Below are 14814 nucleotides of genomic sequence, written 5' to 3'. Positions count from 1 at the left end.
CGAGTCATACGATCTTCGAACTGTATATCGGCCGCCCGCCGCACGGCAGCCTCATGAGTTCATACCTCATGCCGCTCTCGCGTGTCTCTGCTCGTCCCGGACCTGCCCGCACAACTCCACCCGCGCCGCGGGCGACCGTCCTGGCGCGGTGGACCAGAACGGCGCCCCGGCTTCACCGAACCCTGCACCTCCGGTCCCGGACGGCTGATCTACAGGGCGGTGGTCCACGCCGACCACAAGGGGCAGCGTCGATGCCTGTCCCAGCCGCCGAGCACCCTGCTTCCGGCCTTCGGCAGCGGATACGACAGCCCGTTGGCGTCCTCCTCCGCGGCAGGGTGCTGTGGGCCGGTCATCCGTGCCGGCTCAGGTCGTGGAAGAAGTCCTCGATGACGTGGAGCTGCCCGGAGCGGACCGTCTCGTCGTGGACGAATTTGCCGACGGCGAGGTCGAGTACTCCGAGGCCGAAGGGTGAGAACACCAGTGGCCGGTCGGTGGGGGGTGTCACTCGTCGGCTCATGACGTCGGCGAGTGTGCCGTTCAGGAAGTCGCGGTTGCCGGTGAGCTGTTCGGCGAGGTGCGGTGAGGTGTTGGCTTTGAGGCAGTGTTCGACGTCGTCGACGATGTTGGTCGAGGCGAGGATGATCTCGGGCGCGAGGTCGCGCAGGGAGACGTGCAGGACAAGGGGGTTGTGGTCGAACCATGCCGGGTCGCTGATGTGTGGCTCGCCCGCGATGGTGGCGAAGACGACGAGGTCGCTGGAGCGGATGAGCTCCTCGGCGCCGTCGTACACGGTGATCTGCCCGCCGGCGCCGGTCTGCTGGACGTAGTCGCGGAAGCCGGCGGCACTGTCGGCGGACAGGTCGTGGACGCCCGTCTCGTCGAAGGACCAGCCCACGGCCGTCAGGAAGGTGTGGATGTAGCGGGCGATCAGGCCCGTGCCGAAGAACCCGATGCGGGTGGGGCGTTGCCGGTTGCGGGTGAGGTGGTCGGCGGCCAGTGCCGCGGATGCGGCGGTTCTGGTGGCGCTGATGATGGAGCTTTCCAGGCAGGCGAAGGGGTAGCCGGTGTCGTGGTCGTTGAGGATGAGCACGGCCGAGGCGCGCGGGATGCCGGCCTGGACGTTGCCGGGGAAGCTGGAGATCCATTTGACGCCGTCGACGCGCACCTGGCCGCCGATCGAGGCGGGCAGGGCGATGATCCGGGAGGAGGGACGGTCGGGGAAGCGCAGGAAGTAGGAGGGGGGGTTGACCGACTCTCCGGCGGCGTGCAGCCGGTAGGTGGCCTCGATGAGGTCCACGATCTGCTTTTCCCGGTCCTTGAGGGCGTGCTGGACCTGGGCGCCGGAGATCACTGCGAACGGTGGCACGGTGGGCGGCTGAGGCATGGGGGGCTGCGTGGCGGGAGGGCGCTGGGCGGTCATCGGGGGCTCACTTCGGGGGTCGGCGTGCAGTCGGTCAGGTGCAGCGGCTCGGCCATGGCAACGAGTACTTCGCGGGGTCCCTCGTAGGCCTCCCTGCTGTGGGCGGTGCGCAGGTTGTCCACGAGCATGAGGTCGCCTGGCTGCCATGGTTCGCGGGTGGTGTGGGCGGTGTAGGTGTCGCTCAGGAGCCGGATGATGTCCTCGCCGATCGGGTCGCCTTCGCCGAAGCGGGTGTTGAACGGCAGTTGGTCGGGGCCGTGGATGTCGATGAGGTACTCGCGGATTTCGGGTTCGATCGTCCACTCGTTGAGGAAGGCGATCTGGTTGAACCAGCAGCGGCGGCCGGTGACCGGGTGGGCCGTCACGGCGGGGCGGCGCTGGCGGGTGCTCAGGCTGCCGTCGCTCTGCCATGCGAAGTCGATGGCGTGGGTGCGGCAGTAGTCCTCGATGGCGGTGCGGTCGTCGGTGCCGAAGGCCTCGGCGTAGGAGATACCGATCTCGTCGTTGTAGGTGCGGGTGAGCAGCCAGCCTTCCTGTTCGAAGCGGCGGACCAGCTCGGTGGGCAGTGCTTGAAGGACGGTGGAGGCGTCGGCGATGGCAGTGGCTCCGCCGGCGGTGGTGGCGGTCAGGCAGGCGAACAGCATCAGGCCGGGGGGCCGGAGGGCGTAGCTGAGTTCGTGGTGCATGCACATCTGCTGGTTCGGCGGCCATGCCGAGGAGGAGTACACGCCCGGGGTGTAGGTCTGGCGGGACGCGAAGGCTTCCCTGTCGGTCATCGGGGCCGGGGCCAGGTGGTGGAGGACGGCGCCGGCCTGTTCCGCGTCGCGCAGGTGCAGGCCGCGGATGAGGAGTGCGCCGTGTTCGGTGACGAGGGTGCGCAGCGCGTGGTGGTGTTCGGCCGCCCAGGCCGGCGCGTCGTCGGGGGTGACGGTGTGCAGGATCGGGGGTTTGCCGGGGTGCAGGTCCGCCTCGAGCAGGGACGCCGGCATCGGATACGGCATGGTGCTTTTCCTTTCGATGTGGTTCAGAAGGTGGTCAGTGGTCCGGTTGCGTGGCGCTGGGTCCGTTGTCGACCAGGGCGGCGAGGTCGGTGAGCACCGGATGTGCGGTGACGTCCCCCAGGGTCACGGCGCGGTCCATGGCGATGGCGAGCTTCACCGCCGAGAGGGAGGTGCCGCCGCGGTCGAAGAAGTGGTCGCGGCGTCCGATGCTCTCCGGTGGGACGCCGAGGACGTGTCCCCAGGCGGCCGCCAGCCGCTGCTCGGTCGGTGTGGCCGGCGGCTCGTGGTCGTCCTCGGTGGTGCCGAGTTCCGCGGCGAGCGCCACCAGTGCCTTCTTGTCGATCTTGCTGTTGGCGGTCAGCGGCAGGCTTTCGCTCCAGTGGAAGGCGGAGGGGACCATGTAGGCGGGCAGCGACGCGGCGAGCCGGTCGGTAAGGGCCTGGGTGTCGAGGGGCTCGGGGCCGCAGTAGAAGGCGACGAGGTGCTTGCTCCGGTCGGCGCGTTCGGCCACCACCACCGCGCCGTCGCGGATGCCGGGGAGGCGCAGCAGGGTGTTTTCGATCTCGCCGATCTCGATCCGGAACCCGCGGATCTTGACCTGGGCGTCGCGGCGGCCGAGGAACTCCAGCTTCCCCGAAGGGTGCCAGCGGCCGTAGTCGCCGCCGAGGTAGAGCCGCATGCCTTCGCGGTGCGGATCGGCCAGGTAGGCCGCCTGTGTGCGTTCGGGGTCGTTGATGTAACCGCGGCCGACACAGACTCCGGAGAACGCGATCACACCCGGGGCACCCAGTGGCACCGGTGTGAGGTGTTCGTCGACGACGTAGATGTGCACGTTGTTCACCGGGCGGCCGAGCAGGATGTGCTCCGGCGCCCGGTCCATGACGTCGTGGTTGGTGTCGTCGGAGGTCTCGGTGAGCCCGTAGGCGTTGACCAGCTGGATCTGGGGCTGGGCGGTGAACCAGCGCTCGGCGAGTTCCTTCTTCAGCGCCTCGCCGGTGACCGACACGTACCGCAGGCCGGGCAGCGTGCGGGGGCGCTGTTCGAGCTCGGTCAGGAGGGCTTCGAGGTAGGAGGGCACGACCTGCAGGACGTTGACCTTGCCGTCGGTGATGGTGTCGAGGAAGCGGGGGGCGTCGAGGATGGCGTCCTGTTCAACCAGCAGGGTCCGTCCGCCGACCAGCAGCGCACAGAGAAGTTGCCACAGGGAGATGTCGAAGCACTGCGGCGCGGTCTGGGCCACCACCTGTCCCTCGCCGACCTTGAGGTCGTCGATCTTGGCGTAGAGGTGGTTGAGCATGCCTGCGTGTTCACACATCGCGCCCTTCGGCGCGCCAGTGGAGCCGGAGGTGAAGTAGATGTAGGCGAGCTGGTCGGGCGTGACGTGGATGCCGGGATCATCGGCGGAGTGGTCTTCTTCGTAGGCCGCCTCGACGAAGAGCCTCTCGACTGCGGGCAGAGAGTCGAGTGCCTGGTCGAGGGTGGTGGTGCTGCCGGGTTCGGTGAGCACCAGGGTGCATTGGGCGCGGGAGAGGGTGGCAGCGATGCGTTCGGCCGGGAAGTGCGGCTCGATGGGGAGGTAGACACCTCCGGCTTTGAAGACCGCGATGACGGCGGCCAGCCAGTTGAGGTTGCGTTCGGTCACCACCGCGACGACGTCCTCGCGGCCGAGGCCCCGCGCGAGCAGGGCGCGGGCCAGTGTGTTTGCCCGGGCGTTGAGCTCCGCATAGGTCCACTGCCTCTCGGCGTGCACGGCGGCGACAGCATCCGGATGCATCCGCACCCGGTCCTCGAACAGCTCATGCACCCGCGCACTCGGCAACTTGCGGACCGGTCCGGCCAGTTGCTCGAGCTGGAACCGCAGCTCTTGGTCGGACAGCAGGCTCTGACGTGCGTGTTCGGCATCGGGGTCGGCGGCGATCAGCGCGAGCGCGGTCAGGTGATAGCCGGCGATACGGGCGGCGCTGCCGGCGTCGAGCATCTCGGTGCGGTAGCGCAGCCGAAGTACGAGCCGGCCGTCGTGGTGAACGATGTCCACCCGCAGTGCGGTCTCCCCGGTGAGGTCGCCGCCGGCGCCGGTGGGATCGAAGACGGTCTCGAACGACGGCCCGGTCAGGCCCAGTTCGCGCCTCAGGGCGTCGATGTCCTTCGCCGGGACGTCCTGGTGTGCCAGCAGTTCCGCGACGGCCTGGTGGGTGTGGTGCAGCAGTTGGCGCCACGAGGCGGGTGCGGTGGTCAGCCGGCACGGCAGCAGGGTGCCGCCCTCAGTGGTGTAGCCGGTGGTGATCTCCTGTTCGCCGGACAGTGCCGCGATCACCTTGGCGTGCGCGGCCAGAAGGACCGAACTGAGCGGCACCGCCAGCTCGCCCGCCAGCCGGAGCAGCCCGGTCACGGTGTGGTCGGGGGCCGGTGTCTCGTACTGGCCCACTCCGGTCACCGGGTGGGGGGTGAAGCGCGGGGCGGGGGTGAAACCGCCGGCTTTCAGTACGCCGCGCCAGTACTCCCGGTCCATCTCCCTGCGCCTCGGTTGCGTTGCCATCGGGCTCGTTTTCCTTTGCTTGTTGCCGGTGTCGCGGTGTCAGTTGCCGCGTGCCGGGGCGGCGTGGGCGGGGTTGTGTCCATGGCGGGTCTCAAGGCGGGTCTTGCTGTCCGGCATTTCCCGGGCCGGGTTGCCTCCCCACTGGGCGTTCGGGGGGATCTCCTCGCCCTTCATGAGGAAGGAGTCGGGGGCGAGCAGGACGCCGTCGCCGATCGTCACGCCGTAGTGGACGAAGGCGCCGACCCCGAGGGTGCTGCGGGCGCCGAGGGCGCTGCGGTCGGACTTGAAGGCGCCGTCCTCCTGCGAGTGGCACTGGATCACGGTGTTGGCGTTCAGCGTGCTGTCGTCGCCGATGGTGACGAGGGTGCGCTCCACCAGTGAGCAGCCGTCGTCGAAGACCCGCTTGCCGATCCGGGCGCCCAGCAGCCGCCAGACCGTGTTCTTGAACGGGGTGCCGTTGAAGATCTGGAGGTAGTTGCTCGAAGCCATCTTCCAGAAGCGCTCATGCCGCCAGAAGGAGGGCTCGTAGATCGAGCAGTACAGCGGCTTCTGGGGCTTGAATCCCGTGACGGCCCGTTCGAACAGCGCGAAGTGAACGACCGTGAACGCGAGGGTGAGGACACTGGCCAGCGCGAACGCCGGAGCACCGATCGCGGGCTGGAGGTGGACTGCGGCCATCGTGAGGAGAGTGATCACGAAGACATGGGTCCACCGCACCAGCAGAAACAGGCCGGCGGTGGTGGCATTGTGCTTGTTCTTGGCGCCCAGCCGGCGGCGCAGCTCGTCGCCGGTCTCAAGGTGGCTGAACTGGTTGTCACGCATCACCGTGCGCGGGATCTCGAAGCTGGGTGAGCCCAGCAGGCCCACGCCCTCTCGCACCGGTCCGTCGATGGGGACCATGACCTTCGTCGCGAGCAGGCAGTTGTCGCCGGTCCTGCCCTGCGAGGGGTAGGCGATGTTGTTCCCGAGGAAGTTGCGGGGCCCGATCGAGGTGCGGGACACGCGGAAGGACGTGCTGGAGAAGTCGGCGTTCATGATGGACAGCCCGTCGGCGACCATCGTCTTGCTTCCCACAGAGCTCAGGTACGGACTCTCGTGCTTGACGATCGTGCCGAAGTTCGACCCGGTCTGCTCGACGCGGGACAGGTCGTATCCGAGGTAGCGCAGGTAGTGCACGATGCCAGAGCTGTCGCCGAAGAGGGTGGTGAAGAACTTCCTGTTGGTCAGCAGTGCGATCGCCCGGTGGATGCCGTAGTGGAAGCCGTACAGGGGATAGACCTTGCCGGGCTTGATGGCCCGGTTGAGCAGGCGCGGCACGGTGCTCACGACGAGGAGGCCGACGAGCATGGAGCCGAAGAAGACGACCAGGGAGGCGGCCAGCGCATCGGCGTAGAACGCCGCGCTGGTGAAGGGGGCCTGCTCCGGGTTCACGAGCGCATGCAGCTGCGGGATCTCGGCGAGCAGTACGCTCGCGCCGCCCAGCGCCAGCGGCAGGTACACCACCAGGATGTTCAGCAGTTGCAGAACGCAGTAGACGGCCCTTTTGGAGGTGGAGCAGTCGGCGGGGGCGACCCTCCGGTAGTCCACCTCGGTCGGCTGCGCCGGCGAGCCGTGCCGGCGTTCGCCGGCAGGCACCACCTGGCCGGTGTGCAGGGAGGAGGCGTGGCCCAGCTGGGACCCGTCGCCCATCGAGGTCTCGATGTCGATGACTGTGTGCTCGCTGACGAGCACGTTGCTGCCGAGGGTGACCGGGCCGGTCTGGATCAGGCCGGCGTGGGCGCGATAGCCGGAGATGAGCACGTCCTTGCAGACGAGCGTGCCCTCCTTGATGGTGAGCAGGTCGGTGCAGACCGGGATCGTGCGGGAGAGGAACGTGACGCCTTTCCCTATCCGCGCGCCCAGTGCCCTCAGGTAGAGCACGTAGAGCGGCGAGCCGGCGAACAGGCGCAGGGGGCTGGTGCGGATCAGGGTCTTGACGACCCAGAAGCGCAGGTAGCCCATGCTCCACACAGGGATTTCCTGGGCCTTCCAGCGCCCGATGAGCGTCCACTTGGCCAGGATGGGCAGGGCGCACAGGCCCAGGAAGCCCGCACCGGCGGCCAGGACCGAGCGCAGGTAGGAGTCGAGCAGGCCGGAGCCGCCGGAGATCCACTCGTAGCCTGCGACGGCGCCGAAGGCGGCGAGGCAGGAATAGCCCAGGAAGATCAGGAACTGCAGCGTTCCGCAGACGATGTAGCGCCGTGTGGCGGCCGATGCCGGCACCTCGGCCCGCGCCGCCGTCCCGGTCGGTGCCCCGACGTCGGTCGGTGTCTGCGCCGGTGCCGGGGCCGGGGAGGGGACGGGGATGGGCGCCGCCTCGGCGAGCGCGGTGGCCAGGCTCCGGATGGTGGGGTGCCGGTAGATGTCCTTCATCGACACCGTCGGCAGGTCCGCCCGCTTCCTGACTCGGGCGCAGAACTGGGCCATCACCAAGGAATCGGCGCCCAGGTCGTTGAAGAAGTGGCTGTCCGCCGGCACCTGCTCGACGCGCACGACGCCGGCCAGCACCTCGGCCAGAAGCCTCTCGGTTCCGGTCGCCGGGCAGGCCGCCCCGCCGTCCTGGTGGGTCGAAGTGTCAGCCGGATCGGCCGTCAAGACCTCGGCAGATTTCCCTGGCACGTGAACTCCTTGAAGACGTTTCGGTCGGCCGGTCGGCCGGTCGCGGACGGATTCGTGATGCCCGCCTCTCCAGTAGGCCCGGCCGGGGAGTTCCTGTCCTGCCCCTGAATTTCGGGGCTTGACGCAACACACCGGTCTTGATAGCCCGATCGCTGTGCCGGTCATCGCCCTGGGTTCCCTTGCTTTCTGTGCGCGTCGCCCGGCCTACGACCGCGTATCACAGGCGCCCGTTCAATCCGCGGGGAAATCGCCCGGGAATTGCGTTGACCGCCCCGTCCGGCCCAGCGTTTTCCGGGCGGGGAGCAGATACCCCGATGGGGCAGGAAGGGGCGGGACACGGTTGTGGCCAGGCCCGGAAGCTGCGGATGACCCTGGTGCCGGTGGTCGGCTCAGCCCCGCCCCCGGACACGGCAACGGCCCTATATGTGCGAACAGGGGGCGTGTCAAGTCCCGAATTTCGGTGGCATGACAAGGCTGCTCCCATTCGGGCGTACTGGAGGTGTTCCGGCGAGTCGCAACTCGCCGCCGAAATCCCTCCCCGGGCCGCACCGCGACGGATCAGCGGCCGGGAGACACTTCGCCCCAGCCGAGGAGACGACCATGCCCGTCATATCCGTTCCCCAGGCCTTCAACGAGGACGACCTCTACGTGGACCTTGAGGGAATCTTCGGGAAGTCACTGTTTCTCAAGTGCGAGGGCTTCAATTTCGCCGGCTCGATCAAACTCAAGGCCGCCACCGAGATGGTCGAGGCCGCCGAACGCGACGGCCTGCTGACCCCCGACTCGGTCCTGGTCGAGTCGTCCTCGGGCAACCTGGGCGTGGCCCTGAGCATGATCGCAGCCAGCAAGGGCTACCAGTTCCTGTGCGTGACCGACTCCCGCTGCAACCTGTCGACCAGGATGATGATCGAGGCTCTGGGCGGCCAGGTCCACATCATCACCGAGCCCGACCCGGCCGGCGGCTTCCTCGGCGCGCGCATCGACCACGTCCGCGCCCTGTGCGCCTCCGACGACCGCTACGTGTGGCTCAACCAGTACACCAACCCCAGCAACGGCATGGCCCACTACCGCAGGACCGCCCCGGCCATCGCCCGGCAGTTCCCGGACCTGGATGTGCTGTTCGTCGGGGCCGGCACAACCGGGACCCTGATGGGCTGCGCGCGCTACTTCCGCGAGTGGCACCGGCCGGTGCGCATCGTGGCCGTCGACAGCGTGGGCTCCGTGACCTTCGGGGGCGCCGCGGGCCGGCGGATGATTCCGGGCCTTGGCACCAGCAGGCGTCCGCCGCTGCTGGACGAGTCCTATGTCGACGATGTGGTGTGCGTGGCGGAGGCCGACACCATCCGGGCCTGTCACCAGCTGGCCAGGCGTGGGTTCGTGTTCGGGGGTTCCACCGGCACGGTGGTCAGCGGCGCGATGGACTGGCTGGCCCGGGAGGAGGGACGGGAACTGACCGCGGTGGCCATCGCCCCGGATCTGGGTGAGCGGTATCTGGAGACCATCTACCAGACCAACTGGGTGCAGGACCTGTACGGCGAGGACGCCCTGGTCCCCCGGACCCTGGCCACCGCATCCCAGGCAGCCTGACCCGTTGCTGAGACCCGCGCACGGTGAAGCCTTCGCACTTGCCCTTCGCGTGGATGTGCGGGCCCTGGTCCTCACCGGCCTACGCGCGGCCGCGGGCCTCTTCGGCCGCCGGAGGCGCCGCCTGCGCCCATTCACCGGCCTTGATGCGCCACTTCGGTGACGGCTTGTCCCGCCCTGTGCGGCGGTGGGGAGGGCACCGACTGTGCGCCCTCGCGGTACACACCGGGTTCCTGCGCCGTTTGTCCCGTTGAACGTCCTGCCGCCGGAGAACCGCGCGCACGCGGCGCCCGCAGAGGCAACAGCGGGTCGCATGTCGGCATGCGCGCCTGCCGTTCTGCCCACCGATGTCGTCCGGCAGCGGCAGGAGACGTCGCCGGGGCGCGGGCCGGTGTTGCCCTGGCCGTGCCTTGGTCGTACCGGGTCTGCCGCGCGGCCACCCGCGGGGCCGAAGTACGTACTTCCCGGCCTCTCGTCAAGAGACGGTGAGCCGGGACCGCTGCCTCGCGCACACACCGGGCACGGTGGCGATCGCCCGCCCGCTGCGGCCGCAGGAGCGAAACGCCGACGAGCCGGAGGCTCGAATGTTCCGCTGGACAGGAGAGGCTGCGACCCGTCGTCCCCGACTCGTCCTCCTCGCGGCGCTCGTTCTCCTCATGCTGTCCGTGGTGCTCGGTGCGGGAGCGAGTGGCCGACTGAAGACGCAGGGGCACGACTGTCCTCGTTCCAACTCAGCTTCGCGGCCCACGTGACGGGCGAGCGCTTCGGAGCGTTGCCGAACCTGGTCGTCGTCGGGCGGGCAGGTGCGGGGTGGCTTTGTTGACGACGCCGCTTCCCGGGGCGCGGGCGAGAACCTGGCCAAGGCGCCTCAGAGCGCAGCCACACATGTGCGCCGTGACCTCGTACAGGACGGGTGCGGCCCGGTTGCGCAGCCGGGCGTGGCCGCGCGGCCGTGTTGCTCGCGCCTATGGACGGCGATGGCGAGCAGCCCGGTCCGCGGGTCAAGCGGGCGCGTGAGGCGCCGGCGACTCCCGGCTCGTCCGCTGCCGACCGTCCGCCCGGTCGGCTGCGGACGCGAAGGTGCCCCTGAAGGTGCACGTGGGCGGGCCGGCTCACCGATGCCGGGATCCAGGACCTCTCGGTCTCCGACCTGAAGCGGGCCGAGGCCCTGGTGCTGCCCGAGACAATGATCCTGCAGGTGCCGGCGTTCGGCGGCGTGTGGCCGCGCTGATGCCCTGCTGATCGGGGTCCTGGTCATCGCCGGGACGCTGCTGGTGCCGGGCGTTCTCGGCGGTGCCACCGGTGTGCCGCTGTTCGCGCTGAGCCTGACCACGGCGCTCGGCCTGGGTCTGGGTATCGGCTACGGGCTGCTGATCGTCTCGCGGTTGCGTGAGGAGATCGCCGAGGGGGACGGTCCGCGTCACGCCGCCATGCGCACCGTGCGCACCGCGGGCCGCACGATCGTCTTCAGTGCTCTGACGATCTGTGCCGTGCCGGCGACGCTGCTGGTGTTCCCGCCGAAATCCCCCCGGACCTTCGCGGTCCGAAAGCGGTGCCACCGCCCTGGCGTACCGCTGCTCACCGGTCCGGGCCGAGGTGGGGAACTCGGCCCGGGCCGGTGAGCAGCCGCGGTGCAACGCGGCGTGTGCAGGGGCGCCGGATCGCCTTCCTGGCGGTCTCCCGCTCGGGTGGGTGGGCGTCACAGTCCCAGGGAGATGGCCAGTCGGGTGAGTTCGGCCGTGCTGTTGATGTTCAGCTTGGCTCGGATACGGCGCAGATAGGCGTCGACCGTGTGCTTGGAGAGCCCCATGTGGCGGGCCGTTTGCATGTAGGTGCGCCCTGCGGCGATATGTCGCAGTGTCTCCTTCTCACGCGGAGCCAGCGCAGATGCGGGGGCTTCGGCGTACGGCGTGGTGAGTGTGAGGCTCATGGGATTTCCTCCGACGGATCGGCACGGTCATCACAGCTCACAAGCCCAGAAAGAAGATATATGCCTGATTGCTGCCTTTTGTCCGTTTCCAAAAAGCCTGCCGGGGTGACTTCATGACGGTGTCCCCCACCTGTCACAGACGTGTCACAGGGCACGTCCACCCGCGCGCCGCAGCGCGATGGCAGCAAAGAGCCGTAGGGCCACGGAGATGATCTGCCGCCCCGGACAGCTCCCGTGGGCCTCCCCAGGGGACACACAGCTCTTTCGCGCAGGGAGGCCGGGGTTCGGCGCGGGCGCCTGATCGCCGCCGGGGCCGCAGGCGCACTGCATGCCCGCTGCCGGGCCGGCTTGTGAGCCGCCGACCGCCTCCTGTGGCCTTGCCGGCAGCGGGGGCCGGGGCAGGGAGCCCGTGACAGCGCTGCGTTGGTGCTCCGTGCCCCTCAGGATCATGCTTGTCAGGAGGGCCCCGGCCGTGCAGGTTCCCGAACGGCGAGATGAGCGGCGATGGAGCGACTTCCCACCCCTTCTGGTGAGCGGCCGAACGAGTCGGACGCCTCCCCCGAGTCGGCATACACGGCCACGGCCACCATCAATGAGCAGGGCATCGTGACGGAGTGGAGCGAAGGTGCCCGGCGGCTGCTCGGCTACGTGCACTCGGAGGTCGTGGGGCAGGCCGCTGCCCGGCTGCTCGCCGATGACGTCGGCGAGAGTGCGCGGCCGGATACGGCCGGGCGGGAGAGGTGGAGCGGCACCGTGGCGCTGCGGCACCGGGACGGCCACCGGCTTCAGCGGGGACTGCTCGCGCACCGCCGGACATCGCCCGGCTCGGTCACCGAGTGGCTCGTGGTGTCGGCCGTGGCGGGCGAGGCGCGCACGCCCGGGGGCGAGGCGCTGAGTGAATGGGTGTTTCGCCAGTTCCCCGGCATCCTGGCGGTCTTCGATGCGGACCTGCGGCTGTTGCGGGCCAACGCCGGCATGGAGCGTGCGCTTTCTTTCACCGAGGGCCAGATGCGCGGGCTGCGCCTGCCGGAAATCGCGCCGCATCCCGTGAGCCAGGAGGCCGAGACGAGGATGCGCCTGGCACTGGAGAGCGGCGAGCAGCAGCACGTGGAGGCCTACATCGGGCCCACGGGTGTCAGCGCGGAGCGCGGCTGGTCGACCTCCCTCGCCCCGCTGAAAGACTCCGGCGGCCGGGTGCTCGCCGTGTGCCTGACGGCGCACTCCAGGTCCGGGGAGAACCTCGCCCGGCAGCGGATGCTCCTGCTGAACGACGCCGACGCCCGCATCGGCACCACCTCGGACATCCGGCGCACCGCGCAGGAACTGGCCGACGTCGCCGTCCCCCAGCTCGCGGACTTCGCCGCCGTCGACCTGCTGGATGCCCCCCAGCACGGCGACAGGCCGCCCCCCGTCCCGTCGGCAGGGCCCATAACCATGGCCCGTACCGCTGTGCGGTCGGTCCTTGAGGACAGCCCCGCGTCCTGGCTCGCGGCGGGAGGAAAGACCCTCTACCCGGCGCTGTCACCTGTGGCCCAGTGCGTGGCCCAAGGACATGGCGCCCTTTACGAGGGGAGCGACCCCGCCATCGCCCGGTGGGCGGCCCAGGACCCCCAGGCCGCATGGATCCGCGACGTGGGGCCACACTCGGTGATGGTGGTGCCGATGCGTGCCCGCGGCATCACGCTCGGCGTGGCCTTCTTCAGCCGTCACCAGCGGCAAGAGCCCTTCGGATCGGACGACCTGTGGCTGGCCGAGGAGCTCACGGCCAAGGCGGCCGTCAGCATCCACAACGCCAGCCGGTCCACCCGGGGGCGCACCACCACCATGACCCTGCAGCGCAGCCTGCTCCCCCATGCGCTGCCCGATCAGGCGGCACTCGAGATCGCCTCCCGCTACCTGCCCTCCACTACCCAAGCCGGTGTGGGCGGCGACTGGTTCGACGTGATCGGGCTGTCCGGCGCGCGGGTGGCTCTCGTCGTGGGCGATGTGGTCGGCCACGGCATGCGCGCCTCCGCCACCATGGGCCGGCTGCGCACCGCGGTGCGCACCCTCGCCGACGTCGACCTCCCGCCCGACGAGCTGCTCACCCACCTCGACGACCTCGTCATCCATCTGTCCGCCGACGAGGGCGGCACGGAAGGCGCCGCCGAAACCGCCGGAGGCATCGGCACCACCTGCCTGTACGCGGTCTACGACCCGGTCTCCCGGCGCTGCACCTTCGCCCGGGCCGGCCACCCCCCGCCCGCCGTGGTCACACCGGACGGCGCCGTTCGCTTCCTCGATGTCCCGGCCGGCCCGCCGCTGGGCCTGGGCGGCCTGCCGTTCGAAGCCTTCGAGACCGAACTGCCTGAGGGCAGCCTCCTCGCCCTCTACACCGACGGTCTGCTCGAAGCCCGCGACCACGACATCGACGAAGCCCTGGACAAGATGTTCCAGGCCCTCGCCCACCCCGCCCAGACCCTGGACACGGTCTGCGACAGAGTTCTCGCGGCCATGCTGACGCACCGCCCCGACGACGACATCGCCCTGCTCATCGCCCGCACCCGGGCCCTGCACGCCGACCGGGTCGCCGCCTGGGACCTGGCCTCCGACCCGGCCATCGTCGCCCAGGCCCGCAAGAACGTCACCGACCAGCTGACGATCTGGGGACTGGACGACGCCGCCTTCATCACCGAACTGACGGTCAGCGAACTGGTCACCAATGCCATCCGCTACGGCCAGCCGCCCATCCAGCTACGGCTCATCCACGCGGACAGCACCCTGATCTGCGAGGTCTTCGACTCGAGCAATACATCCCCGCACATGCGGCGCGCCCGGACCTTCGACGAAGGAGGGCGAGGCCTGCTGCTGGTCGCCCAGCTCGCCCACCGCTGGGGCATCCGGCATTCCGAGATCGGCAAAACAGTCTGGTCCGAGCAGTCCCTTTCCGGGAACTGAGAACCGTCCAGGCCCCATCGCGTTGCCGGGCCTACCCCGCAAAAGGACCACCACCTCCACCCAAAGGGACGCCGGAGCCCGTAGAAGCCCATTACGGGATCCGTCGTGCCCAGGCGGCGTCTCTGCGTGGCTACGAACTGGAGACGATCGGACAGCTCGCAGGAATGCACCCCGAGCCACAGCCATGCGGATCTTGAGTGGTCGACCGTGAGGCGAGCTTCACGAGCGGGCGAAAGGCATCGACAGAATGGTCATCGTGCCGGGCGGGTCCCGACCGGATTACGCCACCCAGGAAGCCATGGCACGCGGCAATGGACGCCGTCAGGCGGCGCGATACTTCATGGCGACGTCAAGAGGCCCGGAGTCAGCGGCCCCTTTCCTCCATGAGGACGCTGTCTCTGTCAAGTCCCGAAAGGTAGTGGCGTGACGCGATGACAAGGCTCGGGCTTACTCGAGAGGCGGGCTTCGACAAAGCCGGTGGCCTCATGATCCGCGCCTCCCGGACATGGAGCGATAATTGGCCTTAGGAAGGCGAATGAGAATGGTTTCTATCTCCGCAATATTTATGCGGTTGAGGAGAGTGCCGTGAGTTCCCTGCCTCCTTCGTCCGAACGCCCCACCGGCCCTCCCTCCGGCCCGCTGTCCGGCGGTGAGCAGCAGCTCCCTCTGCCGCCGGCCGGGCCACCGCCCCCAGCCGGGCCACCGCCTCCACCGGGGTCCACGGGTCCGCCCGGCGGACCGGATGAGC

9 protein-coding genes are annotated in these 14814 nt (G+C 69.3%); 3 read left to right on the top strand and 6 right to left on the bottom strand.

Annotated elements, in window-relative coordinates; translation table 11 throughout:
* Positions 1–209: 209 nt before the first annotated feature.
* The 5 genes from OHS70_RS36885 to OHS70_RS36865 are packed head-to-tail and all read right to left on the bottom strand — an operon-like array spanning position 210 to position 7615.
* Positions 210–353, bottom strand: coding sequence for a hypothetical protein (locus OHS70_RS36885; protein WP_328404935.1), 144 nt, complete (start codon positions 351–353; stop codon positions 210–212).
* Positions 350–1384, bottom strand: coding sequence for a 2,3-diaminopropionate biosynthesis protein SbnB (gene sbnB / locus OHS70_RS36880; RefSeq protein ID WP_328404933.1), 1035 nt, complete (start codon positions 1382–1384; stop codon positions 350–352). Before sbnB ends, OHS70_RS36885 begins: the two co-directional genes overlap by 4 nt.
* A 32-nt stretch (positions 1385–1416) precedes the next feature.
* Positions 1417–2421, bottom strand: coding sequence for a TauD/TfdA family dioxygenase (locus OHS70_RS36875; RefSeq protein WP_328404931.1), 1005 nt, complete (start codon positions 2419–2421; stop codon positions 1417–1419).
* 34 nt (positions 2422–2455) lie between these two features.
* Entirely contained in the window at positions 2456–4957 is a 2502-nt protein-coding gene (locus OHS70_RS36870) for a non-ribosomal peptide synthetase (protein WP_328404929.1), read from the bottom strand.
* Between the two features lie 39 nt (positions 4958–4996).
* Entirely contained in the window at positions 4997–7615 is a 2619-nt protein-coding gene (locus tag OHS70_RS36865; RefSeq protein WP_443062706.1) for a Pls/PosA family non-ribosomal peptide synthetase, read from the bottom strand.
* Between the two features lie 600 nt (positions 7616–8215).
* Between OHS70_RS36865 and sbnA the strand changes: the two genes are divergently transcribed.
* Both sbnA and OHS70_RS36855 read left to right on the top strand, forming a co-directional pair.
* Complete coding sequence (sbnA, locus tag OHS70_RS36860) at positions 8216–9202, top strand: 2,3-diaminopropionate biosynthesis protein SbnA (protein WP_328404927.1); 987 nt, start codon at positions 8216–8218, stop codon at positions 9200–9202.
* A gap of 1232 nt (positions 9203–10434) precedes the next feature.
* Positions 10435–10821 carry an MMPL family transporter gene (locus tag OHS70_RS36855; protein WP_328406163.1) on the top strand — a complete coding sequence of 129 codons (387 nt, stop codon included), beginning with the start codon at positions 10435–10437 and terminating at the stop codon, positions 10819–10821.
* Between the two features lie 77 nt (positions 10822–10898).
* On the opposite strand, the gene OHS70_RS36850 is transcribed toward OHS70_RS36855, so the two are convergent.
* Complete coding sequence (locus OHS70_RS36850) at positions 10899–11129, bottom strand: response regulator transcription factor (protein WP_328404925.1); 231 nt, start codon at positions 11127–11129, stop codon at positions 10899–10901.
* 504 nt (positions 11130–11633) lie between these two features.
* Between OHS70_RS36850 and OHS70_RS36845 the strand changes: the two genes are divergently transcribed.
* Positions 11634–14066, top strand: a complete 2433-nt coding sequence (locus OHS70_RS36845; protein WP_328404923.1) for a SpoIIE family protein phosphatase — start codon at positions 11634–11636, stop codon at positions 14064–14066.
* The last annotated feature ends 748 nt before the right edge of the window (positions 14067–14814 follow it).

It is taken from the genome of Streptomyces sp. NBC_00390, assembly GCF_036057275.1.
Lineage (GTDB): Bacteria > Actinomycetota > Actinomycetes > Streptomycetales > Streptomycetaceae > Streptomyces.
This window is presented reverse-complemented; position numbering and strand designations above follow the sequence as displayed.

Bases quoted from the DNA above. Each gene is read 5' to 3' on its own strand.
- OHS70_RS36875 (WP_328404931.1), bottom strand. From the start codon at position 2,421: ATGCCGTATCCGATGCCGGCGTCCCTGCTCGAGGCGGACCTGCACCCC.
- OHS70_RS36885 (WP_328404935.1), bottom strand. From the start codon at position 353: ATGACCGGCCCACAGCACCCTGCCGCGGAGGAGGACGCCAACGGGCTG.
- sbnA (WP_328404927.1), top strand. From the start codon at position 8,216: ATGCCCGTCATATCCGTTCCCCAGGCCTTCAACGAGGACGACCTCTAC.
- OHS70_RS36870 (WP_328404929.1), bottom strand. From the start codon at position 4,957: ATGGCAACGCAACCGAGGCGCAGGGAGATGGACCGGGAGTACTGGCGC.
- OHS70_RS36845 (WP_328404923.1), top strand. From the start codon at position 11,634: ATGGAGCGACTTCCCACCCCTTCTGGTGAGCGGCCGAACGAGTCGGAC.
- sbnB (WP_328404933.1), bottom strand. From the start codon at position 1,384: ATGCCTCAGCCGCCCACCGTGCCACCGTTCGCAGTGATCTCCGGCGCC.
- OHS70_RS36850 (WP_328404925.1), bottom strand. From the start codon at position 11,129: ATGAGCCTCACACTCACCACGCCGTACGCCGAAGCCCCCGCATCTGCG.